Source organism: Dyadobacter sp. CY323, assembly GCF_021390245.1.
GTDB lineage: Bacteria > Bacteroidota > Bacteroidia > Cytophagales > Spirosomataceae > Dyadobacter.
Map to the genome: position 1 here is coordinate 302,129 of NZ_JAJUXH010000003.1, position 25,868 is coordinate 327,996.

The 25,868-nt window shown below is 45.0% G+C and carries 15 protein-coding genes; 10 read left to right on the forward strand and 5 right to left on the reverse strand.

Features of this window, described 5'->3' with window-relative positions:
* Positions 1-106: 106 nt before the first annotated feature.
* Complete coding sequence (secA, locus tag LZG72_RS07450; protein WP_233869623.1) at positions 107-3,448, reverse strand: preprotein translocase subunit SecA; 3,342 nt, start codon at positions 3,446-3,448, stop codon at positions 107-109.
* 293 nt (positions 3,449-3,741) lie between these two features.
* On the opposite strand from secA, the gene LZG72_RS07455 reads away from it, so the two are divergent.
* The 7 genes from LZG72_RS07455 to bshC all read left to right on the forward strand — a co-directional run bounded on the left by LZG72_RS07455 (position 3,742) and on the right by bshC (position 14,180).
* Positions 3,742-3,975: a PspC domain-containing protein gene (locus LZG72_RS07455; RefSeq protein ID WP_233869626.1), complete on the forward strand. Its 234-nt coding sequence runs from the start codon at positions 3,742-3,744 to the stop codon at positions 3,973-3,975.
* 160 nt (positions 3,976-4,135) lie between these two features.
* A complete protein-coding gene (locus LZG72_RS07460; RefSeq protein ID WP_233869629.1) occupies positions 4,136-5,314 on the forward strand; it encodes an acetyl-CoA C-acyltransferase in 1,179 nt (392 codons plus the stop codon).
* A gap of 104 nt (positions 5,315-5,418) precedes the next feature.
* Positions 5,419-6,426: a glycosyltransferase family 2 protein gene (locus LZG72_RS07465; protein WP_233869631.1), complete on the forward strand. Its 1,008-nt coding sequence runs from the start codon at positions 5,419-5,421 to the stop codon at positions 6,424-6,426.
* Entirely contained in the window at positions 6,423-7,538 is a 1,116-nt protein-coding gene (locus LZG72_RS07470) for a glycosyltransferase (protein WP_233869634.1), read from the forward strand. Before LZG72_RS07465 ends, LZG72_RS07470 begins: the two co-directional genes overlap by 4 nt.
* A gap of 1 nt (position 7,539) precedes the next feature.
* Positions 7,540-10,431 (forward strand): putative Ig domain-containing protein, encoded by a 2,892-nt coding sequence (locus LZG72_RS07475; protein WP_233869637.1) that lies wholly within the window; start codon positions 7,540-7,542, stop codon positions 10,429-10,431.
* Positions 10,432-10,571: 140 nt separating this feature from the next.
* Positions 10,572-12,386, forward strand: a complete 1,815-nt coding sequence (locus tag LZG72_RS07480; RefSeq protein WP_233869640.1) for an acyl-CoA dehydrogenase family protein — start codon at positions 10,572-10,574, stop codon at positions 12,384-12,386.
* A 243-nt stretch (positions 12,387-12,629) separates the two neighbouring features.
* Positions 12,630-14,180, forward strand: coding sequence for a bacillithiol biosynthesis cysteine-adding enzyme BshC (gene bshC, locus LZG72_RS07485; RefSeq protein ID WP_233869643.1), 1,551 nt, complete (start codon positions 12,630-12,632; stop codon positions 14,178-14,180).
* Positions 14,181-14,187: 7 nt separating this feature from the next.
* Here the strand turns inward: bshC and LZG72_RS07490 are convergent, their stop codons facing one another.
* The 3 genes from LZG72_RS07490 to LZG72_RS07500 all read right to left on the reverse strand — a co-directional run bounded on the left by LZG72_RS07490 (position 14,188) and on the right by LZG72_RS07500 (position 16,559).
* The gene (locus tag LZG72_RS07490) at positions 14,188-15,246 is read right to left on the reverse strand and encodes a hypothetical protein (protein ID WP_233869646.1); all 1,059 of its coding nucleotides are present in this window, start codon (positions 15,244-15,246) and stop codon (positions 14,188-14,190) included.
* Positions 15,203-15,814, reverse strand: coding sequence for a hypothetical protein (locus tag LZG72_RS07495; RefSeq protein ID WP_233869649.1), 612 nt, complete (start codon positions 15,812-15,814; stop codon positions 15,203-15,205). Before LZG72_RS07495 ends, LZG72_RS07490 begins: the two co-directional genes overlap by 44 nt.
* A gap of 181 nt (positions 15,815-15,995) precedes the next feature.
* Positions 15,996-16,559: an RNA polymerase sigma factor gene (locus LZG72_RS07500; RefSeq protein ID WP_233869652.1), complete on the reverse strand. Its 564-nt coding sequence runs from the start codon at positions 16,557-16,559 to the stop codon at positions 15,996-15,998.
* 201 nt (positions 16,560-16,760) lie between these two features.
* Between LZG72_RS07500 and LZG72_RS07505 the strand changes: the two genes are divergently transcribed.
* Both LZG72_RS07505 and LZG72_RS07510 read left to right on the forward strand, forming a co-directional pair.
* Entirely contained in the window at positions 16,761-17,984 is a 1,224-nt protein-coding gene (locus LZG72_RS07505) for a 4-hydroxy-3-methylbut-2-enyl diphosphate reductase (protein ID WP_233869655.1), read from the forward strand.
* 137 nt (positions 17,985-18,121) lie between these two features.
* The gene (locus LZG72_RS07510) at positions 18,122-23,584 is read left to right on the forward strand and encodes an alpha-2-macroglobulin (RefSeq protein ID WP_233869658.1); all 5,463 of its coding nucleotides are present in this window, start codon (positions 18,122-18,124) and stop codon (positions 23,582-23,584) included.
* A gap of 5 nt (positions 23,585-23,589) precedes the next feature.
* Here the strand turns inward: LZG72_RS07510 and LZG72_RS07515 are convergent, their stop codons facing one another.
* Entirely contained in the window at positions 23,590-24,330 is a 741-nt protein-coding gene (locus LZG72_RS07515; RefSeq protein WP_233869661.1) for an MIP/aquaporin family protein, read from the reverse strand.
* Between the two features lie 151 nt (positions 24,331-24,481).
* Between LZG72_RS07515 and purB the strand changes: the two genes are divergently transcribed.
* Complete coding sequence (gene purB / locus LZG72_RS07520; RefSeq protein ID WP_233869664.1) at positions 24,482-25,837, forward strand: adenylosuccinate lyase; 1,356 nt, start codon at positions 24,482-24,484, stop codon at positions 25,835-25,837.
* The last annotated feature ends 31 nt before the right edge of the window (positions 25,838-25,868 follow it).

Here is a 25,868-nt window from a genome sequence, read left to right on the forward strand (position 1 = left end):
CAACAAATGACCTAATGACAATAAATGCCCCAATGACAATAAATGACTCAATGACTATAAATGACCAAACTTAACAATACCAAACTCCGCCCAACCATTCAGCCCGTCACTCAATCACCACACACTCCCCATTCTTCACTTCCTGTTCTACTTTTTTAAATTTCACATCCCGTAAAATCCGTCCGTCGCGATACTGAACGGTAACCTTCTGGTTTCTGTCAGCAATTTTAATGGTGCGGACCGGCTGCGTTTTGGTAGTAGATTCCGGGCGGGCATAATCCATGTGCCCTTCCAGATCGAGATCGAAATCCTCCTCGCGGTTGGTATGCAATGCAGGTGCGGGAGCAGGTTTATGAACCGTTTGCTGAACTGCAGTTGCAGGTACCGCTTCTTCCTGCGGAATGTCCGCTTTCATCAGGAACGAGATCATATCAAAATTCACTTTGCTTAAAAAGCGTTTGAACAATTCGACCGATTCAAACTTATAGATCAACAATGGATCTTTTTGCTCGAATACTGCATTTTGAACCGACTGTTTCAAATCGTCCATTTCACGCAAATGCTCTTTCCATTCCTGATCGATCAGCGAAAGCACGATGGCTTTCTCCATTTCGTGGGTAATTTCTTTACCCTCATTATCGAGCGCTTTTTTCAGACTTACAACCACACCAGCCTGACGTATCCCGTCACTGAATGGAATCATAATCTCGGAAATAGTCGCTCCACGCTCGGAATGGATGGAACGCAGGATTGGAAGCGCTTTCTGCGAAATAGCGTTGTTCTTTTCCTGATATTGTTTTTCCGCAGCTTCGTAAAGTTTCTGAGAACGGTCAGCAGGCTTAAACGAAGCATATTCATTCTCACTGAATGGAAGTTCCATTGCCAGGGTAGTGATCGTCGCCAGTTCCAGTTCCGCGTAGGTTCCGGCCGTGTTCACCAATTCATCACATACATCATATAATGTGTTTGCGATATCGACAGCCAGACGGTCCCCGAACAATGCGTTGCGGCGGCGGGTGTAAATGGCATCACGCTGGTAGTTCATTACGTCATCATATTCCAGAAGACGTTTACGCATACCAAAGTTATTTTCCTCTACTTTTTTCTGTGCTCTTTCAATGGACTTGGTAATCATGCTGCTCTGGATCACCTCACCTTCTTCCAGTCCCATCCTATCCATTACTTTCGCCATACGGTCAGAACCGAAAAGGCGCATTAAATTATCTTCCAGCGAAACGAAGAACTGAGAAGAACCAGGATCACCCTGACGGCCGGAACGACCGCGAAGCTGCCTGTCTACCCGGCGGCTTTCATGCCTTTCGGTACCGACAATGGCCAAACCGCCAGCTGCTCTGGATTCCGGCGTAAGCTTGATATCGGTACCCCGACCTGCCATGTTGGTGGCGATCGTCACGGTTCCCGGCTTACCTGCTTCCGTTACCACCTCAGCTTCCCGCTGATGTTGTTTCGCATTCAAAACCTGGTGTTGAATTTTCCGGAGTGTCAGCATCCGGCTGATGATCTCTGAGTTTTCAACCGAAGTCGTACCCACCAAAACGGGACGGCCAGCCTCCACCAGTTCGACAATTTCGTCGGCTACTGCATTGTATTTTTCACGAACAGAACGATATACTTTATCCTCCTGATCTTTACGGACTGCATTCACATTCGTTGGAATGGTAACCACATCCAGCTTATAAATTTCCCAGAATTCACCTGCCTCCGTTTCAGCAGTACCGGTCATACCCGCCAGCTTGTGGTACATCCGGAAATAATTCTGCAGCGTAACTGTCGCGTAAGTCTGCGTTGCATCTTCGACACGCACATTTTCCTTCGCCTCGATCGCCTGGTGCAAACCATCTGAATAACGGCGGCCTTCCATGATACGGCCGGTCTGCTCATCCACGATTTTCACCTTTCCATCCATGATCACATATTCCACATCTTTTTCAAAAAGTGTAAATGCTTTCAAAAGCTGGTTAACGGTGTGAATACGTGCTGTTTTTACGGAATAGTCACGAATCAATGCTTCTTTTTGAATGACTCTTTCCTGCTCGGTCAGACTTGCATCCTTTTCAATCGCATCAAGGTCAACCGCGATATCGGGCAGAATAAAGAAATTTGTTTCCTCCGATTCTCCAGTTAAAAAGTCAATCCCTTTTTCGGTCAGTTCAATGCTATTGTGGCGCTCATCAATGGTAAAGTAAAGCGGAGCATCTGCCTGCGGCATCAGTTTCTGGTTTTCGGCCAGGTGAATGGATTCCGACTCCTGCATTAATGCTTTAATCCCCGATTCACTGAGGTATTTGATCAAAGGCTTGTACTTAGGCATACCGCGGTGTGCCCGGAATAATGCCAATCCGCCTTCTTTCTTATCACCTGCGGCAATTTTCTTTTTCGCATCGTTCAGAAAGTCCATCGCCAGCTTCTTCTGAGCTTCGACAATCCTGGAAACGCGTGGCTTTAATTCAATATATTCCTGCTCGTCGCCACGGGGAACCGGGCCGCTGATAATCAATGGCGTTCTCGCATCATCAATCAACACGGAGTCAACTTCATCGACCATGGCGAAGTGATGCTTGCGTTGAACAAGCTCTTCGGTCGTCCGTGACATATTGTCACGCAGATAGTCAAATCCGTATTCGTTGTTTGTTCCGTAGGTAAGATCTGCTTTGTAAGCGTTTCTTCTGGCAATCGTATTCGGCTGATGACGGTCAATGCAATCCACGCTCATTCCGTGGAACTCGAAAAGCGGTGCGTTCCATTCCGCGTCACGTTTGGCCAGGTAATCGTTGACGGTTACGATGTGAACACCTTGGCCTGCGAGTGCATTCAGAAACGCGGGAAGCGTTGCTACTAAGGTTTTACCTTCCCCGGTCGCCATTTCAGAAATTTTACCCTGGTGTAAAACCACACCACCGATCAGCTGCACATCGTAATGCAGCATATTCCATTTAATAGGCTGACCAATCACATCCCAGGTCGTATTCCAGATCGCTTTGTCACCTTCAATCGATATATGCGATTTTCTCGGAGCAATTTCGCGGTCAAAATAGTTAGCTGTAACTTCCAGCGAATCGTTTTCTTTGAAACGTCGTGCCGTATCTTTTACGATCGCGAACGCTTTCGGAAGAATTTCAAGAAGTACTCTTTCAAGCTCCTTGTTCCGATCCAGATCCAGCGCATCGATCTTCTTGAATATGACTTCTTTGCTGTCGACGTTCGGCTCATCGCTGGCTTGCTGTCTCAAAACCGCAATCTGATCATCAATGGATTGCAGCTGGTCTTTAATATGTTGTTTGAGACCCTCCGATTTGGCGCGGAGCTCATCATGGGTTAGGGAAGCCAGCAACGCATACTCGGCATTTACTTTATCAACATACGGGAGCAAATCCTTCAAATCCCGCTCTGACTTTGTGCCAAATAGCTTAGAAAATATTTTAAACATGATATTAATGTATGTTTTTTGAACCGTCTTTTTTCTTTTACAAAATATTGAGCCTGCTTTCAAACAGATGTCAGTTTGTCAGCAAAGCTATCATTTTCAATTCCAAAGGTAATTCTTTGCTCAAAGTATTGCGCAACATCTTTAACAATCTAAGTCAGTTCTAATCCACATATATATTCATCGCAGCTATTTACCCGCTCTCCCTTCATATAACCGTTTATAAATAAAATAAACCAGTACTATGTATCACATAGTACCTTTGAAACATCAAAAGAAAACAAACAGATACAGCCATGAACCACAATAAATTATTCCGCAATACAAATAACAAAATGATTGGAGGAGTTGCTTCGGGACTAGCCGATTATTTCGAAATTGATGTAACCATTATCCGGGTACTTTTTGTCCTCGCGGCATTCATTCCCGTTCCATTTCACATCTTTTTGATATATATCATTCTTTGGATCGTGATGCCGGATATTGCAAAACGCCCCAGACAGCTGGAAGAAAGCAACATTCATTCCTAGAAATCAAGAATCCATCAGCAAAAACAAGTAGTTACAAACCGCCGGAAAAACAAATTCCGGCGGTTTGTTGTTTTATGCCTAATTGCTACTTTTACCAATGGTATGCACACATACTAATTGTTACAAAAGTCAGTTTTCATCTGAATTAATCGATCCTGATATGAATGCTTATATCGTTGCCGGCTATCGCACTGCCGTTGGTAAAGCCACGAGAGGTGGTTTCCGGTTTACCCGCCCCGATGACCTTGGCGCGGCAGTTATCAAACATTTACTGGAAAAGCTGCCTAACCTCGACCCTGCCCGGGTAGACGACGTAATTGTGGGTAATGCGGTCCCGGAGGCGGAACAAGGAATGCAAATGGGACGTTATGTCGCACTTTTGGCACTTCCAAAAAATGTTTCTGGCATTACCATCAACCGATACTGCGGTTCGGGCGTGGAAGCGATTGCGATGGCTTCTGCGAAAATCCATGCCGGAATGGCTGAATGCATTATCGCCGGCGGCACGGAATCCATGTCACTGGTACCGACAATGGGTTGGAAAACAGCCCTGAATTATGACATTGCTCACAGCAACCCCGACTACTATTTGAGCATGGGACTTACCGCCGAACAAGTCGCGAAAGATTTTAACATCAGTCGGGAAAAACAGGATGAGTTTTCATACCAATCGCACCAAAAAGCATTGCGGGCGCAGAAAGAAGGCTGGTTCGCCGATGGTATTGTTCCGGTAACCGTCAAAGAAACCTACTTTGACGCTGCGTCAGGAAAGAAAAAAACGAAAGAAATTGTGGTAAACCAGGATGAAGGCCCGCGACCCGACACGACCCTGGAAGCATTAAACAAACTGAAACCGGTTTTTGCAGCAGGCGGATCTGTTACTGCGGGTAATTCTTCCCAGACATCCGACGGGGCTGCATTTGTAGTAGTAATGTCAGAAAAACTGGTTAACGAGTTGAATTTAAAGCCGGTTGCCCAAATGCTTTCCTACGCAACTGCCGGTGTGGATCCGAGAATTATGGGAATTGGCCCGGTGGCCGCCATTCCAATCGCATTGAAACAGGCTGGATTGAAACTGGAAGATATTGAGCAAATTGAACTCAATGAGGCATTTGCAGCGCAATCGCTTGCCGTGATCCAGGAACTGGGCATCAATCCTGAAATCGTAAATCCAAATGGCGGGGCGATCGCATTAGGCCATGCACTCGGTTCGACCGGGGCGAGGTTGTCCGTGCAGCTATTTAACGAAATGCAACGTAGAAATCAGAAATATGGCATGGTAACCGCGTGTGTCGGAGGCGGCCAGGGAGTTGCTGGCATTTACGAACGATTGAACTAAACCGCAGACTAATAAAAGCTACATATTTACCCGTCTCCCTGGAAGTGATACCGATCTTCCGGGGAGATTTTTTACTTTTGCCCTAAACATGCACGCGTTTTTTCATGGATGTATCCATCATTATCATCAATTACAGGGCCCCTCAGCTAATTCTAAATTGCTTAAATTCAATATATAAGTTTACTTCCGGCGTAACTTTAGAAGTGATCATTGTTGACAATGATCCCGAAAATGGAGGACGCGCAAGCATCAGAGAGGCTTACCCCGATGTGCGATGGATCGATATGGAATTCAACTCCGGCTTCGGCATTGCGAATAATGCAGGAATGCAGGTGGCAACCGGCACTTATTTCTTACTGTTAAATGCCGATACCCTGCTCACGGACAATGTAATAGGCCGCTGTTTCCAACGGATGAACAATCGGGAAGATGTGATTGCCTGCGGCGCTTTGCAATACTATGCAGATGGCACCCCAATGCCTTTTTACAAAAGCTTCAATGAATTCCGCAGGACATTCTTTATTCTTCCTCCAAGCGGATTTATCGAAAAAACCGTCAAAAACTTTTATCCTGACCCTAATTATGCCGATCCCGATCAGCACGATTGGCTGGTAGGCGCATTCGTTTTTTTAAGGCGGGAAGGGTTTGAGAAAACAGGCGGCTTCAGTGAGGATTTCTTTATGTATGGCGAAGACGTGGAATGGTCGGGCAGGCTGGGAAAACTTGGAAAGCTTTGCTATTTCAAGGACTGCACATTTATACACCTCGAAAATAACAACCCATTTCGGCGGACCAACATCTCCTGGATCAACCGGTTCAGTACACAAATGCAGGTCTCAAATTTTCTGTGGGTACGAAAGCAATATGGAATTTTTCAATATATATTATTGATTTTACACTACATTGTCATGATTCCCATTGTGTTCAGTTGGAAAATCGGGCTTAACATTACTGCATTGAAAAACCCATTCTTCGGGTTACGCACACAACATATATATCTACGAAAAACCTTAGTTCTCTTGAAGTATTTCTGGAAAACCTTATTTCTGAAAAACGGTCCGTACAGAATAAAACCCTACGAGAATATTGACTTGCTAACTGCTTCCGCATGAATACCGGTAAAAAGAAAATCCTTTTTTTCACACCTTATGCTACCCGGACAGGATCAGAGATGATGCTGCTGTATATCCTGAAAAAAATTGACCGTTCCCGGTTCGACATCGGCATTGTAAGTTTTGCTAATGGTGAATTACTGAACGAGTTTCCGGAAGATATCCCTGTATTTATCGCCCCAAAAAATTTCAATGTTCTTCAAAAAATTTCCTTTCATGTGGGGATGAACCCGACTTTAAGGTATCTGAGGAAGCTGGCAAAAGAGTTTAAAGCGGATTTCTGGTATGTAAACACTACCATGATCCCCGAAACAATCGTGGTAGCGAAAGAATTTTCGATCAAAGTGATCACACATTTCCACGAAATGCCTTTGACCTACCATTATCTGAGTGGAGCTGATTTTCGGAGTATCATTGATTATTCTCACTTGCTGATCGGCTGCTCCCAGGCAACATGTGAAGGAATCGAACGTGCCGGAGGAAAAAACGTCGGACTGCTTTATTCGTTTATCGACCATACTTTGGTCAAAAAAAATGAGAAAAGAACAATGGAGTTGCGGGCCAGCCTGGGTATTCCGGAAGATGCGTTTGTGTGGGTATTATCCGGAATGACCTCAGAAAGAAAGGGTTTCGATCTGCTGCCCGACATTGCGGATGAACTGGATGATCCCCGTGCACATTTGATCTGGGTAGGCGGCCGGATCGATGACGGGCTGGTTTATTATACAGAGCAGCGATGCAGGAATTCGACTTCGGCTACGAAAATTCACCTTCCCGGAAAGCAAAAAGAAGATTATTATAATTACCTTAACATGGCAAACGGATTTTTGCTCACCTCCCGTCAGGATCCGTTTCCATTGGTGATGATAGAAGCTGCGTTATTAGGTAAACCCATTGTTTCATTTCCTTCCGGAGGCGTTTCCGAATTTGTCAGAGAAGGGATGGGTGTTGTTACGAATGATCTGAGCGTGCAACAAATGGTGAAAGCCATGCGATTGATCATGAGCGGCGGAATTCCCACCGACAGTTCAAAAAGCATTGAAGTTGCAAGTCGGTTCAATGTGGAAAATGGGTATAATGAATGGATTAAATTAATTGACAAAGACGGTTAGCATGTTCAACTCTACGGCCTTTTTAGTTTCTGTTAAAAGAATCGCTTTCTTCATCAGCATCTGGATCATTGCTTCTCCCCATCTTCGCGCGCAAAATGGTCAGAAAACAACAGAAGTAGACACTCAGCGGTACCTGGCGCTCATGTTGCTGAACCTGACCGACCCGGACAACCGATGGCCGGAACCCGACCTGATCCGCAGCGCAGGCCAGTATGGAATGAATGCCGTATACATTACAATCCCCTGGGACAAAGTCTATTACAGCTCGCCGACCGAGGCGCCGAAATGGGCCAAATATGATGAGCAGATCAAAATAGCCACGGATCTCGGCATGAAAGTCGCGCTCCGGATACACGTCGGCCGCCATAGTACCCGGATCAAAGGCTTCTGGGAAACCTCCGACAGCCAATTCAGCCACTCCGGAAAACCGATGCTTACAGGTTATCTGGATACTGCATTTGGATTTGACAATCAACCCATTACCAACAAAGCAATCGCATTTGTAAAAGAAACTGTAACCCGGTATAAATATCTCCAAACGGCCGGAAAGCTCATTTACGTTTCGGTAACTAATACAGGTACACAGGAAGGCGAATATTCAAGCAGCCTTATTGAAAATGACGGCAGAGAATTACCGGCTGTATATGATTATTCCAAATCCATGGTCACCGGTTTCCGGGAATTCCTGAAATCGCATTATACCAAAATTGAACGGATTAACTATCTCTGGGGTGTGTCGATGAAGTCGTGGGAAGAGGCAATGCCGCCCTCAACACCCTGGGCTCCCGAAGAATCCTTCAAACAACGTTATGGCAAAGACTGGTATATCTATCGCCATATCGTGATGAAAAAATACATCGAGCAAATGATCGATGCGATTAAAAGCGTCGATCCGGCAATCAAATTCGTCGCTGATTACGGCTCTGTATTCGACGCGATGTCGGTGACGAGAGGTACACTGGGTTTCAGGGATTTGAATAAAAAAGCGGACGGAATTAAGGTAAACGACAATTTTGACCATGACCACAGATGGTCGGTAGATATCCTTAAAAGTGATGCACCGCCCGGTTTCATAACAGCAAACGAGTTGTTTGTGAATGCCTTTGTCGACAATGCAGCACATGAAAAACACATTAATGAAAACTTTTCCCAGGGAGCAAATGTAGTCGCGGTAGTAGTGTCATCGACCGAACAGATGGCACGTTCCGAGTCCTTTCTTCGCGGCGCATCCAATAGCTGGCTACGCACTCCCATTCCACCCATCACATACACCGATACCGTAAGTTACCGGTTATCGGCCGCGGTGGAGAAAAAAGGTCCGGTTAATGTGATTTATTCCGAGTGGGCCAAAAGAGCGTATGCAAATCCTGCAAGTCCAAAGCCCGTTCTGATCCGTCTGGAGGAAGATCTTCTTACCCCTGAATATTGGAAAGATGCGGGTAACAATATGCCTTACGTCTTCCGCCCGGTTCCCATGCAGATCATTGCTGTGAACCGCGATTTCGTATACAAACTTCCAACTGATACATTTTCCGACGTCGACGGAACGATCGTCAGGATGGATGTAGCAGAATTGCCCGCGTGGCTCCGCTATGAAGGTGGCCAGCTGAGGGGCAGGCCGACCGCTTTGGGCGATTACCGCATTACAGTGAAGGGAATTGACGATGAAGGCGGCTCTGCCGACGCATTTTTTACAATCCGGGTCGATACCAGAGAAAACGCAAATAAGCCGCCGACTGTCGATAGTAATTTTTCCAACCAGATGGTGGCGGTAAACAAGCCATTTACATTTGCAATACCGAACGGAGCTTTCAAGGACAGCGACGGGACGATCACTAAGGTTGAAGCCAGCGGCCTTCCTGCCTGGCTGAAATTTGTAAACGGCTCGCTCACAGGAACGCCCTCTACATTAGGCGAATTCAGGATTATCCTAAAAGCCTATGATGATCTGAATGCGTTTGTCGAGACGTATTTTACGATAAAAGTCGTAGAGCCACAATTCCTGAATGCTCCGCCATTTGCCAGCAGCACATTGCCGGTAAAATATGCGCAGCTCGACATGCCATTCAATTACATTCTTCCGACCAATATTTTCGGTGATCCCGACGGTTACATTTCGTCGATCACCATTCAAAACCGTCCTGCATGGCTTGATTTTTCACTGAATGTATTTTCCGGAACACCAACTGTTGAAGGTGAATATCGACTGATTATCAGGGCTTATGACAATTCCGGGGCTTATGTGGAAGTACCGCTGGTACTGATCGTGCAAATTCCGGAACTTCACTTCGAACTTGTTCAGGGGGGCAGTAAGGTGGAGCAGCGCGTAATACGTAAACTGGATGGTGACGATATTCTCGCTTATGATTCCCTGCCGCCGTTTTTGAACATATATGCTTACGGAAATTTCGAGTACGACGAGGTGACTTTTGATTTGAATGGGCCTTACCGGAAAAAATCGACAACCAAAATCTTTCCCTACGCACTTTATGAAAATGAAATGGGGTTCGCGCCTTACGTAGGAAATTACACGCTGACTGTAACCGCTGCAAAGGAAGATTCCGCCATAGTAACTAATTCCATTCAGTTCAGCATTTCATACTCCGGAGCTGTGAATATCACAAAGGGTATGGAAGACTGGGTTTTTTACCCCAATCCGGTTGAGGAAATCCTGAATGTCCGGCTACCCGAAGTTCAAACCGGGGAAGTGATCTCCTACGAAATAGTAAACGCGGCTGGCCGAAAAATTCCATTACCGGAAAACTACGTCACCGTTTCGGATAACCTCGCCAATATCGATCTCACAGGTCTTGGATTGTCTTCGGGGATTTACTTTGTTCGCATCGAGGATGATGGCGCGTTATTGAAGCAATTCAGGATTTTCAAGAAGTAGTCTATCCGTTTTTCGAATTTTAATCATCGATTTTTAACCGCAGTATGCACGCATAATAATGCAGATAATTATATTTGCAATTAGCGATAGTATGCATGCATACTATTTAACATCTTATCATAACTGTTAAAATTACCATCATGGCCGTTGCAGAAGCAAACAAAACGACTAGTAAAGGAGGTGAGTTTCTGGTTAAGGAAACACTTGCTTCCGGGGTTTTTATACCGGAGGAGTTTAATGAAGAGCAGCGTATGATTGCAGATACCTGCAGAGATTTTCTGAGTAAGGAAGTCTGGCCCATTCTGGATGAAATTGACCACGCAAAAAGTCCGGAGCTGATTTCCGGTTTAATGGATAAAGCGGGTGAGCTCGGCTTGCTGGGAACCGCTGTTCCTGAAGAATATGGAGGTTTTGGAATGAATTTCAATACATCTATGCTGGTCGCAGAGGCTACCGGCGCTGGTAATTCCTTTTCTGTGGCATTGTCTGCACATACTGGTATTGGTACGCTGCCGATTCTCTATTATGGTAATGAAGATCAAAAAACAAAATACCTGCCAAAGCTTGCGACGGGTGAGTGGAAAGCCGCCTACTGTTTAACAGAGCCCGATTCAGGTTCGGATGCAAACTCTGGAAAGACAAAAGCAATCCTCTCTCATGATGGGAAAAACTATATCATTAACGGGCAGAAAATGTGGATCACAAACGGTGGTTTCGCTGATGTTCTGATCGTTTTTGCGAAAGTGGAAGAAAACGGCCAGACGGATAAAAACCTGTCTGCATTTATCGTTGAAAAATCGTTCGGTGGAATTACCATGAACGAGTCCGAGCATAAAATGGGTATCAAAGGCTCCGATACCCGTCAGATTTTCTTTAATGATTGCCTTGTGCCAGTCGAAAATTTACTTTCGGAGAGAGGTAATGGTTTTAAGATCGCGGTGAATATCCTGAATATCGGAAGGATCAAGCTGTCGGCAGCTGCATTGGGTGGTGCTAAACGGGTTGCAAAACAGGCAATTAACTATGCCAATGAACGCAAGCAGTTTGGGACCGCGATTGCCAATTTCGGTGCAATCAAACACAAACTGGCTGAAATGGCTGTACAAATGTTTGCCACAGAATCAGCCGCATACCGCGTTGGTCAAAATATCGACGACCTCATTGTCTCATATCAGGATAAAGGAATGTCCGATGCAGAATCCAAGTTAAAAGCATTGGAAGAGCTGGCGATCGAATGCGCGATCATGAAAGTGCATGGCTCAGAAGTACTTGATTTTGTGGTAGATGAAGGTGTGCAGATCTTTGGCGGAATGGGTTACTCGGCCGACGCTCCCATGGACCGCGCCTACCGCGACAGCCGCATTAACCGCATCTTTGAAGGTACCAATGAAATCAATCGATTGCTGGTTGTGGATATGCTTTTAAAACGTACCATGAAAGGTCAACTCGACTTAATGGGACCTGCTACTGCAGTTGGAAAGGAAATTATGTCCATTCCCGATTTTGGTATGGAGGAAGATGAGACCCTTTTCGCTGCGGAGAAAAAAGTCATTAAAAACCTTAAAAAAGCGGCATTGATGGTTGCCGGCGCCGCAGTGCAGAAATTTATGATGAAACTTTCTGAGGAGCAGGAAATCATCATGAACCTGGCGGATATGGTGATCGAAATTTTCGCGGCAGAATCCATTTTGCTGCGTGTCGAAAGACGTATTGATTTACTTGGCGCCGAGGCGAATGCATTGCAAAAAGATATGGCGCTGATTTACCTGAACCGTGCAGTAGAAAAAGTAAATAATGCGGGTCGCGCAGCTATAACCAGCTTTGCGGAAAGCGATGAGTTGAATGTGATGCTGATGGGACTGAAAAGGTTTACCAAAATTGCCCCCATGAACCTGAAAAACGCACGCCGCCGCATTGCCGACGAGCTCATCACGAAAAACGACTACACTTTTTAAAATATTCAAGACTTCTCAGGTTTATTACCTGCGCAACTAAAAACCAAAATATAAATAGCTAAAAGCCGAATCTGTCTCAGGTCCGGCTTTTTTGTATCCATTCAAATGCTTTTTATTGTTGGTCAAAATGCGCAAATTTGGGAAACCAAAATCGCCGACTTCCACGTTAGGTAGTTAGTTGTTTTGACCAAAATCGAAAAAAATACGTTGGATTCTCTACTAGTTACTGAAAAGCCACCTTTCATGACCCTGCATTCTGTGGATCTGCGAACAACAGGCCAGTTTCCCGCGTTACTGCTCGATTATATAGATAAAAAACCTGGATTAGAGGAGTTTTACGGCACATATCCTGCACTTGAAAACGCCGAAGAAGTTATTTTAAAGAAAGCTGCTTTTGATCCTGAAAAGCGTAAAACGTTGGTAAATGTTCTGACTGAGCAATACCACGGACTACCCTATCTCCCGGATTTTTCGATATTATTAAAAGAAAACACATTCACGGTCACAACGGGACATCAGCTTAATATTTTCACCGGCCCGTTATACATCATTTACAAGATCGTTACCACGATCAACCTTGCGAAGGCATTAAAGGAAGCATATCCGGAGTACAACTTTGTGCCGGTTTACTGGATGGCCTCCGAAGATCATGACTTCGAAGAAATTGCCACATTTCATTTATTTGGGCATACCCATAAATGGACCGGTGAGCATTCCGGTGCAGTTGGAAGGCTGAATCCGAAAGAACTGGCGGGGATTTTGAAGCAGTTGCCCGACAAGCCTCTTCTATTTACCAAAGCCTACCTTGAAAATAATACCCTGGCCGATGCCGTGCGATGTTATATGCATGAATTATTCGGGCAATATGGCTTGATTAGTATCGATGCCGATCACGCGGATCTGAAACGCCACTTCCTCCCCGTCGTCAGACAGGAACTTACCCAATCGATTTCCGAAAAGCTGGTTACTACTACCACCACGAAACTGAATTCCCAAGGCTATCATACGCCCCTCCATGCTCGGGAAATCAACCTTTTTTATCTCGAAAACGATGTACGTGAGCGAATTACAAAAGAAGGCGATCTTTTCAAAGTGTTGAACACGGAGTTGTCTTTCACTCAATCTGAGATCCTTGATCTATCCGAAAAACATCCGGAATATTTCAGTCCGAATGTGATTTTAAGACCATTATATGAAGAAATTATTCTGCCGAATCTCGCGTATATAGGCGGACCGTCAGAGGTTCCTTACTGGATGCAGTTGAAAGGTGTTTTTGACCATTTCCAAGTCCCGTTCCCGATGCTGATGCCGAGGAATTTTGCATTGTACATCACGGGACATCAATGCAAAAAAGCTAAAAAACTGAATATCGATTATAAAGATCTTTTCCTCGATGAGGTCGCGCTCCGCAAAACGTTTATTGAGAGAAATACAACCCATTTACTGAGCCTGGACGAACAAAAAGAAGCATTCAATGCGATTTTTGAAGCTATCTTGGAAAAAGCCAGTGCGGTGGATCAAACCATGGAAGGAGCAGTAAAAGCGGAACAAACCAGGCTTCTGAATTCTTTAAAACACCTCGAAAAACGCATTGTGAAAGCCGAGGAACGTAATCATGAGTCCGAAATCGAGCAACTGCTGGGGCTTAAAAACAAATTGTTCCCGAACGGAATCGCCCAGGAACGTTATGATAACTTCTTGAATTTTTACATCAATGATCCCGGCTTTATTCAACGACTTTTCGACACGTTTGATCCGCTGGATTTCAAGTATAATGTACTTCTTGAAAAGTGAGATGAACCTAATCTTTGAGTTTCACATCCCCGAAACGCGAATTGACCGTGATTTTAGTGCCTGAGCCGGTTCCGATTTTTCCCTGGTACTGCTTCGATTTATAGGATTTACTATCCTTCGCCGGTTGCACGGAAAAATTCACATTGCTCGTTGGATAGCTGAAATTCCCGTAACTCACCGTAACATCGAACTGATTGGCCTCGGCCGGCAAGATCACAGAGGAATAAGAAGCCTCAATATCAATGTTTTGCGCAGAGTTTGTCAGTTCATTTATTTTGAAATTCCCCGAGTAATTCAGTTTTATTTTCCCGGAGCCACGGATGGTACCGATTTGTGTACCGGAATAATCAATATCCGCATCCAGATCAATTACATCCCCAATTCGCAGCTCTCCGAATTTATTACTTATCAGAATCTGTTTTCCCAAATCGAGTTTCAGGTTCGAGTACTGACATTCTAATCTGCCGCCATCCATTCTTCCGATTTTTGCAGTACAAAACTGAAGATCAATCTTGTTATCCGCATTATCCAGGAAATTTGCCACAAAATTCCCATGCTTCGAATTGATCGTCAGCGGCGCGTGGAAGGAAGGAATATCCGTATCGCCAAACTCATTTCGCACGATGAGCGCATTTTCTTTCGGCATATAAACCGTGTAGTCGATCTGGATGAAGTTCTTCTCTCCTTTCCGGTTACTCCACGTATTTCCAAATTGCTTCCTGTCAATGTGTGTGGTCAGGTTAATCTGGTTTTTCACCCGTTTTTCCTCGATATTGACTGCGCCGAGATATTCGGAAGCACGTCCATCTGACGGAGCATTTGCGGTAATAATGATCTCAACCTTGATTTCTTCTTTGCTCCATAGATTAATCTTGACCTGCCCAAACTGGTTGTTTACCATCAGCAAATCGTTGTTTTTCACATCGAAAACCTTCACAATATTTCTTCGTTTTTCGATGAGCCCCTTTTGTTCAGGATCCGGGCCAGCTGCCAGCGCGGCGTGGGTCAGAACGACCGCCAGGCTAAATAACAGGTGCGTTATTATTGCTTTCTTTATCGGTATCATCTTTTACTTTATTAAACCGTTGCAAAATATCTAATTGTTGGTTGAGCAAATCAACCTGCCATTGTAGGTTCTGGATCATGGCTTCCAGTAATGCCTCCTGATTGGGGGCATTCGATAAGCTGGACCGTAGGTTACGGTAACTTACTTCCAGACTTTCCAGATCAGCCGAGAATTCTTTATAAAGCTCCGGATTGTTCCGGGCGAGCTTGATGATCTCCTCTCGTTTCTGATCAATTGCAACATTATACTGATTGAACTCCCGGGCATAGGTAGGAACTTTCAATGCCACGCGCGGATCACGGGTGATACCGTATTCGTTATTGAGATAAACCAAAAACCCGATTCCAAGAGCAAGAAATACCCCGGCAGCAATGCGCCAGTCGAAATAGTGATTACTTAACCGCCTAATTTTTTTTTTGGACTTTTCTGGAACTATCGGAATTTCATTATGTAACTGGCTCTCAATTTGGTTCCATAAAGAATCCTGCGGTAAGAAAGTATCAAATCCATCCCTGTTATCTCGCACAAACCGCTCCAATCGATCTTTTTTATCAGAAGAATTTTTCATAGATTCATTAACTTGTCATGTGTAAATAATTTTTTCAAATCCGTATAAATTTAGATAACTGAATAACTTCTGCTTTGTAATGTCATTGGTTGTCAGATATTGTCATTTGTAGTCATTCATTGTTTTTAGACTTCCTACTATCAATGACAACTAATGACCTCAATGACCATTTCCACTAAAATCACCTCCCCAGCATCTCCGTCAATTTCCTTTTCGCCCTCATATATTGTGTCCGGGAAGTCGTTTCGCTGATTCCCAGCACCTCTCCGATCTCTTCATGGTCGTAACCTTCGAACAGATAAAGACTTAAAACAACTCTGTAACCATCCGGCAACTTCTGAACTGCATTACGAACGCGTTCTACTTCCAATGTAGTATCACTCTCGTCCAGTCCAAACGAATCCTCATTCCTTTCGCTCCTTTCCAGCGTTTCCTCGAATTCGTCGATTTCCACCCATTTCACTTTCCGGCTTCGCATGTGGTTGATCGCCTTATTAACAACAATCTGCTTCAGCCAGGCGCCAAATGTCGATTGCTGCCGGAATTGGTGCAGGTTTGTGAATGCATCCACAAAAGCCTCCTGCAAAGCATCTTCCGCCTCACCCATGTGGTTTAATATCCGCATGCAAATGTTGAACATGGCTTTCGAGTAATGTTTGTATAACTCGTACTGCGCCTTGCGCTCACCAAGTTTACAACGCTCCACCAGTTCGACATGCCGGTCGGGATAGATTTGTGTTTTCAAGCAGAAGGTTTAGATTTTGAACGTTCTGAATTAAAGACAATAGAGAGAAGTACATGTTGCATCCTGCCGGAGTTATTTTTCAAAACAAAGACAACCCGAACAAAGGCGCATCTTACATTGTTCTTAAAAAAGGCTCGTATCTCTTTGAATATTGGTATTAAAATAGCCTATTTTGTTAATTGCAATCTACCATTTTAGTTCATGAAAACGTTTAACATACCTGATTTTTACCGGAGCCGGATCATCACCCCGATCAAGGAATTCCGTCGTAAAAACGATAAGCTGAAACGTGACTATGCGCCTACTTTGCTGGATTTCGGGCCGGTGCAGTTTCTCATTGCCCGCCATTTCGGGTTTTGTTATGGGGTTGAAAATGCCATTGATATCGCCTACAAAGCAATCGCCGAAAACCCCGACAAACGTATTTTTCTGCTGAGTGAAATGATCCATAATCCGGATGTAAACCGCGATCTGACCGACCGTGGCGTGCGTTTCATTATGGATACAAAAGGAAATCAGTTAATTGACTGGCAGGAACTTACTACCGAAGATATTGTCATTGTCCCCGCATTTGGAACAACGGTTGAAAACCAGAACAAGCTGACAGAGCTTGGCATCAACTCATACGTTTACGATACCACTTGTCCATTTGTAGAAAAAGTCTGGAACCGGGCTGCACAGATTGGCGAGAAGGATTATACGATCATTGTTCACGGAAAACCGAATCACGAAGAAACCCGCGCCACTTTTTCACACAGTAAGGAAAATGCGCCGACCGTTGTGGTTGAAAATATAATACAGGCTGAGCAGCTCGCCAGGTACATCGTCGGTTCGGTGCCAGCCAGCCAGTTTTTTGCAGAGTTTCAGGGACAGTATTCAAATGGTTTTGATCCTGAAAAGGATTTAAAACGAATCGGCGTTGTCAACCAGACTACCATGCTGGCATCTGACACACAAGGAATTGCAGATTATTTGAAAAATATCATGGTCCGGCATTACGGACTTCGACCCGAGCAGGTGGAAACTCATTTTGCCAATACGCGGGATACATTATGTTATGCTACTAATGACAATCAGGATGCAACGTATGCGTTGCTGACGCACGAGGCGGATCTGGTGATCGTCGCGGGTGGATATAACAGTTCCAATACCTCGCATTTGGTAGAACTTTGCGAGCATAAATTTCCGACTTACTTCATTGAATCGGTAAACAAAATACTGGACAAGCAGCTGATCCGGCATTTCAATATGCATTCAAAAGAAGAAGTGGTTACTGAAAATTACCTGCCTGAAACGCGTCCGGCCCGCATTATGCTTACTTGCGGCGCATCTTGCCCCGACGCCGTCGTGGAAGCAATTCTTCTCCGGCTCGTTTCTTTTTTTGAAGGTGCAAAACCCATTGACGAAATCATGCAAGCATTTTAATCGAGGCACCGGAAAATATGAAATCTCACCTTTGGCTCATTTGAATGGATTAATCGGATTGAATTAACTTATAAAGTTTAAATTAGACGGATGGTTTTTTGTTATAAAAATCATCCGTTTTTTTATATCCAGACTTTATGAAAAAGATCTCCTCTCTCCCGATTTTTGTTCTCTTTTTTTTCTCAGTAATACTAGACAGCTGTTCCTCATTAAACGAAATTCGAATTGCAGGAACCAACTTCACAAACGAGATCAGCCAGTCGCAAAACCTGATTTTTACATTCAATAAAGATCTTGTTGATAAAAGTCGTCTGGACGATTGGGATTCCACACAATATGTGCAGTTTGAGCCCGCTGTAAAAGGAAAATTCAAATGGACAGCCGCGAATGAGCTTGTTTTTTCACCTGTCGCAGGTTTCAATCCCGCCACTGCATATAAAGCCCGGCTCACTAATCTGCTGACAGAAAAGTCGGGAAAGGAAACCAAATACGATATCAGCAAAGAACCCATTGATTTTCATACACCATACCTGCAACTTTCGAAAACGGAAAGCTGGTGGACGATCTCCCGGGAAAGCGAAAAGCAGGAAGCAAGATTGAAGTTGATTTTCAACTACCCGGTAAATAGCCAGAACGCCTCCGAAAAATTGAAAGTTACGATTGCAGGCAAGTCACAGGATTACCGCATTTTGCCCTCTTCCGACGACAAGTCGCTGACACTCGCATTGGCGAATACAGGTCCGGGTGACAATAATGCGGTACCCATCGATATTACCATCGAAAAAGGCATTCAAATCACAAATACTTCGCTGAAAAGCCAGGAAGTACTCACCAATACCGCGAGTTTACCTTCCCCGCTGCATTTGGAAATCGTTGACATTCAGACCGGTTTCGAAAACAATGCTGGCTATGCAAAAGTCATTACCACACAAGAACTTGACAGTAAGAGTATTGCGACCGGTTTTAGTTTCAGTCCGGATACCACAGTTCAGACACAGGCTATTGAGAATGGGTTCATTATTCGTGGCGAATTCAATGAGACGGATACATATACATTATTGGTTAACAAAACGTTACGCGGGGTTTTGGGTAAAACACTGGAAGAAGAAACATCGCGCGACCTGTTTTTTGGGAAAATGCCTGCAGCCATTTCATTTGCCAACAAAAAGGCATTGTATATTTCTACCAAAAGTGCTAAAAATGTAGGCGTCCAAATCGTAAACGTGCCGAAAGTTCAGGTACGTATTTCCAAAGTTTACGCAAATAACATCCTGGGTTTCATCCGGAACAACCGCTGGGAAGACTATGGTTACGTCGGCGAGGAATGGCAGCGTATGAACAGCTTCAATTACAGCGACGATCCGGATGGGAATTTTAGTGATGTATTGGTGGATAAAACCGTTGACACGGAAAACCTTCCAAAAAGTAAAGGAACATCGGCCCTCAATATCGCATTACCCGACGATAATGGCCGTCGCGGCGTTTATCTGGTTTCCGTAAATTCCAAAGAAGAAGCTTATATGGGCGCAACCAAGCTGGTTTCCATTTCGGATATCGGGCTGATCGCCAAACAAGGAAAAGACGAAATCTGGGTTTTCGCCAATTCAATCAAAACAAATGAGCCACTAGCTAATCTTGAAATCACGCTCGTAAGTTCTAATAACCAGACGGTTCATACCATTACCACCGATGGAAAAGGAATTGCGCACGCGGACAAACTGGATGAAAAAGCACCGGGTTTTAAGATCGCGATGATCACGGCGAGTGATAAAGAAGATTTTAACTTCCTGATCCTTAACGACACGCAAGTCGAGACCTCGCGTTTTGAGGTGGAAGGATTGCGGGACAACAGTTCTGGTTTGCAGGCATTTATTTATGGTCAGAGAGACATTTACCGTCCAGGCGAAACCATGTATTTCAATACCGTGCTACGTACCAATAATTGGCAAAGTGCTTCCAGGATTCCATTAAAAATCCGATTACTAACGCCTAATGGACGTGAGTACCGTACCTGGCGGAAAACAACCAACGAACAAGGTGCGGTAGAAACGCAAATTCAGATCGATGCAGCTTCATTAACAGGCAGTTATGTACTGGAAGTGTATAATGCGAACGATGTTTTGCTGGCTTCGCAGGGAGTAAGTGTGGAAGAATTTATGCCCGACCGCATTAAGGTGGATTTAAGCGGTGCCGCCACCGAATATAACTCTGGCGGCAACATTTCCCTCACTGCGACCGCCGTCAATTTGTTCGGACCGCCAGCGACAAACCGTACCTATGAGATGGAATCCCAATTAAAAAGAAAGGGATTTAATACAAAACAATTCCCCGAATTCACATTCGATATTCCGGCAGAAACGACTTTTGAGAGAGAAACCCGGGAAGGTGTGACCAATGAGCAGGGCCAGGCAAATGAAAAATTTGTGTTAGCCCCTGGCCTGAAAGACATTGGCGTTCTTGAAGGCAAGATTTACGTGACCGTTTTCGACGAGAATGGTCGACCGGTTAACCGTCTGCAAAAGTTTGACGTTTACACACAACCCACATTCTATGGCATTCGCCTGCCCGACACCTATGTTGGCGTAAATGCACCCGTTCCCATTGAACTGATCGGGGTTAATCGGAAAGGGATTTTACAAAACGGTACCTCGGCCAGCATTGAAGTAGTCCGCATTGAATATCAGACGGTTGTCGAGAAAAGGTACGAACGTTTGCAGTACACTTCCAAAAAGCGAGAAAAGACGGTTTATTCAAACACATTACCATTAAAAGGCGGGCGTAATGAAGTGAAATATGTCCCTACCGTTTCGGGAGAGTACGAGATCAGGGTTCGCAGGCCGGGCGCAACGCATTATTCCATTGCCCGATTTTATGCTTATGGATATGGGTATACGCAATATTCGTCTTTCGAAGTCAGCAATGAGGGCCGGGTTTTAATGGAAACGGATAAGGCTAAATATAAGGTTGGAGAGTCAGCCACTGTTTTATTCAAAACACCCTTTGACGGGAGGTTGCTGGTGACGGTAGAGCGAAACAACGTTTTGGAACAACACATCCTTACAACTGAGAAAAAGGCTGCCGAACTGAAGCTGGAAATGAAGGAAGCACATTTACCCAATGTGTTTGTCACCGCCACTTTGATACGCACATTGGAAGCCTCGGATATGCCGCTCACAGTGGCCCACGGATTTACACCCATTTTTGTGGAAGAGCCAGACCGCAAATTACTGGTTAACATTACGGCAATCGAAAAATCACGCTCGAAAACAAAGCAACAGATTAAGATTAAAACAGAGCCGAATACACAAGTTACGCTTGCCGTGGTCGACGAAGGGATTTTGCAGATCAAGAATTCAAAAACGCCGGACATTCATGGGCATTTTTATCAGAAACGCGCATTGGAAGTTACCAGTCACGATTTATATGCACAATTGTTTCCTGAACTAAGTATTACCGGTTCATCCAGTTTTGGCGGTGATGGCTATGATCTGGAAAGACGCATTAATCCGCTGAGCAATGGCCGGACTGAATTAGTCTCGTTCTGGAGTGGGGTTCTTACAACAAATGGAAACGGCGAGGCCACCTTTGAAGTCAGCATTCCGCAATTCAGCGGCGATCTCAGGATGATGGCCGTCGCATATAAAGACAATGCATTTGGCTCAGCGACCCGTAATATGAAAGTAGCCGATCCGGTTGTGATCAGCGCCGCAATTCCCCGGTTCCTCAGTCCGGGCGACGATCTGAACTTGCCTGTGAATATCAGTAACACGCAAAATGTAGCAACCGAAGCTACGGTTTCCCTGAAACTCAATGGCCCTCTCGTTTCCGGCGCGATGCCCGTAACTCAGAAAATAATGATTCCGGCTGGAAAAGAAATGCGGGCTGTATTTTCGGTTAAAGCGCAGCAGGCCATTGGGTTAGGCAAAATCACCGTTCAGGTAAATGCATTTAAAGAGACATTTGTAAACCAGACTGACATTACCATCCGGCCGGCATCGCCACTTTTAAAAACCAGTGCTTCCGGATTAATAGCGGGTGAAAAATCAGGACTTATCGATCTGACTTCCTCATTTATTCCGGCAACTACGCGGAGCCAGGTTGTGCTCAGTCGGTCACCGCTGGTTCAGGGAGGTGGCAAAGCACTTTCTACCTTGCTCGGATATCCATATGGATGCCTCGAACAAACCATTTCAAAAGCATTTCCTCAGATCTATTTTGCTGATCTAATCAAGGCAATGGCGGCCCCCATTTATACAGTTAAAACGGGCGAAAGCGATTTTAATCCGATGACCAATGTTCAACTGGCGATCCGGAAAGTGGAAGCCCAGCAACTTTTCAACGGCGGAATGACGATGTGGCCTGGCGGTACCGAGGATGACTGGTGGGCGACGGCGTATGCTGTTCATTTTCTCGAAGAAGGGAGACGGGCCGGGTTTGAAATCAATGAAAAAACAATGAGCAAGGCTGTCGATTACCTCACTGCGCAAACGGGTACGATGGCCAACCGCGAGGTGGTTCTGGCAACGGCGGGTACTGGCTTGCAATATGAGACTCAACCAACGCCAGGCACGCAGGTAAGGAAATCGGTGGCCCGACGCGAAGCCATTTACTCGCTTTACGTACTCGCATTAACGGGACATCCAAACCGGTCATCGATGAATTATTACAAGCAAAATCCGGGTTTGCTTACCACGGATTCGAAGTATTTGCTGGCGGCTGCATTCCAACTGACGGGTGATGCCAGAAGTTTTGCCGCATTGGTCCCGAAAGCCTACAATCCCGAAAACAGTTCGAGTTACATTGACAATAGTTACTCGTCTCCATTGCGCAATGTTTCGCTGGTTCTCAATACGTTACTAGAAAGTGATCCCGGAAATCCTCAGATCCCGATCCTCGCCAGACAATTATCAAAAGCTATTAATTCCACATCTTATCTGAATACGCAGGAAGCTGCATTCAGCGTACTGGCTTTGGGTAAAATCGCCAAGAAAACCTCCGGCTCCACAGTAACTGCCACCGTTTCTGCAAATGGAAAACCGCTGCCAGCTTTCACAGGTAAGGAAATGAAACTATCCAAAGGAATTGTCAACCAGAAACTAACCGTCAAAACGAGTGGCAAAGGCGACCTTTACTGGTTCTCTCAGTCCGAGGGAATGTCGGCGACCGGCGCCTATGTTGAAGAAGATAACGGTTTAAGCATACGCCGGCAGTTTTTGACACGAAACGGAGCCCCGGTTGAAGCTTTTCACCAAAACGATTTGGTGATCGTAAAACTCACATTATCAAGCATAAATGGTTTACCGATTGACAATGTAGTGGTAACAGACTTACTGCCCGCCGGTTTTGAAATTGAGAATCCAAGGGTAACCGAGCCTAGAGATATGCCGTGGATCAAGAATGCTGCCACTCCGGAATATTATGATATCCGCGATGACAGGATCCATTTCTTCACCACAGCCAACAAAATAGAAAAGACATTCTATTACCAGGTACGGATCGTTTCGAAAGGCACATTCACAGTGGGCCCGGCAGCTGCCGATGCCATGTACCAAGGTGAATACCGCAGTTACTCGGGAGGAGGAAAAGTAGTTGTCGAGTAAGTTTTTTAAAAAGAAAAACCCCGAAGAATCAACCCCGCCACGATGGCTCCTGCAATGGGGGCCACGACGGGAATCCAGCCGTAGCTCCAATCGGAACTGCCTTTATTCGGAATTGGGAGAATTGCATGTGCGATCCTGGGTCCGAGATCGCGAACGGGGTTGATTGCATAACCAGTGGTCCCGCCAAGTGACAAACCAATGCTCCATACCAGCATACCCACCAGGTAAGGTGCTACTCCCGATGGAATTCCGCCTTTTTCAGGATCAGAAGTTCCCGCATAGCCGATTGCGACAACTCCCACGATCAATACAAGGGTAGCAATAAATTCGCTCAGAAAATTAGGCCCGGTTGCTCTCACAGCCGGATCCGTCGCAAAGCATGCCAGCTTGGCGCCACCCTCTTCCGTCGCCTTCCAATGTGGAAAATATTGAAGCCAGACCAAAATCGCGCCCAGAAATGCGCCGATCAGCTGGGCCGGAATGTAACTCGCCACATTGCTGTAATCATTTCGCAAAACGGCCAGGCCAACCGTTACGGCAGGATTTAAATGCGCAGCTGCACTGCCAAATGCATTCGCAGTGAAAATTCCGATCATTACCGCAAAACCCCAGCCCGCGGTGATCACGATCCAGCCGCCACTTTCGCCTTTGGTTTTTTTAAGTACAACATTGGCGACTACGCCATTACCCAGCAAAATGAGCATCATTGTTCCTACTAATTCTCCGATAAAAGGGGAAGGCTGCATGTGATATAAATGGATTGAATGCGCGAATATGCGATTAGTTTTATAAAATCTGTCGCAAATACCAAAAAGAATATTTCATGCTGTTTATACCATTTTGGGACGATGAATTCTACTAACTTTACCTGATAATCAATTTTGAGTATTGAAAATCATGTCTTTAAATCAACTTACGGCGATCTCTCCCGTCGATGGCCGTTATTACAAACAAGTATCTGAGCTCTCGGCTTATTTTTCTGAATATGCCCTGATTTATTACAGAGTATACGTTGAAATCGAATATTTCATAGCACTCTGCGAGATTCCTCTGCCTCAACTATCCGAATTTGATAAGAAGAAATATGCGTTACTACGGAAGATCTATGAGGATTTTAGCGAGCAGGACGCATTGCATATTAAGGATATCGAAAAAGTGACCAACCACGATGTAAAGGCGGTTGAGTATTTTATTAAAGAACAATTCGAAAAGCTGGAAATTGAGTCTTATCAGGAATTTATCCATTTCGGCCTTACTTCGCAGGATATCAACAATACGGCGATCCCGCTTTCATTGAGAGACGCGCTGGAACGTCAGATCAAACCGTTGTTCCGCCAGGTTCTTTTTGTGTTAAAAAGAATGTCGATTGAATGGAAAAATGTACCGATGCTCGCTTTCACACATGGACAACCCGCTTCACCGACACGGGTAGGAAAAGAATTCCTTGTTTTCGTTGAAAGATTGGAACGTCAGCTTGAAATGCTGGACAAGATTCCTCATTCTGCCAAATTTGGCGGCGCTACCGGCAATTTCAACGCGCACCACGCGGCTTACCCCAAACAAGACTGGATGGCTTTTGCAAACCGCTTTGTAGAAGGCCTAGGATTAAAGAGAAGCAAGCATACCACCCAGATTGAGCATTACGACAACCTCGCAGCGACATTTGACTGCCTAAAAAGGCTTAATACCATACTTACCGACTTGAACCGCGATATGTGGACTTACATATCAATGGGTTATTTCAAACAAAAGATCAAAGCAGGTGAAGTCGGTTCGTCGGCGATGCCGCACAAAGTGAACCCGATTGATTTCGAAAATTCGGAAGGAAACCTTGGTCTGGCGTCTGCTTTGTTTGAGCATTTTGCAGCAAAATTGCCCGTTTCACGTCTTCAACGCGACCTTACGGATTCAACTGTGCTCAGAAATATCGGGGTTCCCCTCGCGCATCTTGCCATCGCATTGAATTCGCTGATGAAGGGTTTGGGTAAGGTGGAATTAAATGGCGAAATGCTGAAATCCGAGCTGGAAGATAACTGGGCCGTTGTTTCGGAAGCAATCCAGACCATTTTGAGGCGTGAAAGTTATCCAAAACCATATGAAGCTTTAAAAGAACTGACGCGTACAAACGAAAAGATCACGCACGATTCGATTTCCAGATTCATCGAAACGCTCGACGTTTCCGAAAAAATACGCGAAGAACTACGCGCATTGACTCCATTCAGCTATTTAGGAGTTGTAGAAGATCACCTTTAGATTTTTCTGGTTAAAAAAAAAAGAGGAGACT

Coding starts and splice junctions, on each gene's coding strand:
- secA (WP_233869623.1), bottom strand. CDS start 3,448: ATGTTTAAAATATTTTCTAAGCTATTTGGCACAAAGTCAGAGCGGGAT.
- LZG72_RS07455 (WP_233869626.1), top strand. CDS start 3,742: ATGAACCACAATAAATTATTCCGCAATACAAATAACAAAATGATTGGA.
- LZG72_RS07460 (WP_233869629.1), top strand. CDS start 4,136: ATGAATGCTTATATCGTTGCCGGCTATCGCACTGCCGTTGGTAAAGCC.
- LZG72_RS07465 (WP_233869631.1), top strand. CDS start 5,419: ATGGATGTATCCATCATTATCATCAATTACAGGGCCCCTCAGCTAATT.
- LZG72_RS07470 (WP_233869634.1), top strand. CDS start 6,423: ATGAATACCGGTAAAAAGAAAATCCTTTTTTTCACACCTTATGCTACC.
- LZG72_RS07475 (WP_233869637.1), top strand. CDS start 7,540: ATGTTCAACTCTACGGCCTTTTTAGTTTCTGTTAAAAGAATCGCTTTC.
- LZG72_RS07480 (WP_233869640.1), top strand. CDS start 10,572: ATGGCCGTTGCAGAAGCAAACAAAACGACTAGTAAAGGAGGTGAGTTT.
- bshC (WP_233869643.1), top strand. CDS start 12,630: ATGACCCTGCATTCTGTGGATCTGCGAACAACAGGCCAGTTTCCCGCG.
- LZG72_RS07490 (WP_233869646.1), bottom strand. CDS start 15,246: ATGATACCGATAAAGAAAGCAATAATAACGCACCTGTTATTTAGCCTG.
- LZG72_RS07495 (WP_233869649.1), bottom strand. CDS start 15,814: ATGAAAAATTCTTCTGATAAAAAAGATCGATTGGAGCGGTTTGTGCGA.
- LZG72_RS07505 (WP_233869655.1), top strand. CDS start 16,761: ATGAAAACGTTTAACATACCTGATTTTTACCGGAGCCGGATCATCACC.
- LZG72_RS07510 (WP_233869658.1), top strand. CDS start 18,122: ATGAAAAAGATCTCCTCTCTCCCGATTTTTGTTCTCTTTTTTTTCTCA.
- LZG72_RS07515 (WP_233869661.1), bottom strand. CDS start 24,330: ATGCAGCCTTCCCCTTTTATCGGAGAATTAGTAGGAACAATGATGCTC.
- purB (WP_233869664.1), top strand. CDS start 24,482: ATGTCTTTAAATCAACTTACGGCGATCTCTCCCGTCGATGGCCGTTAT.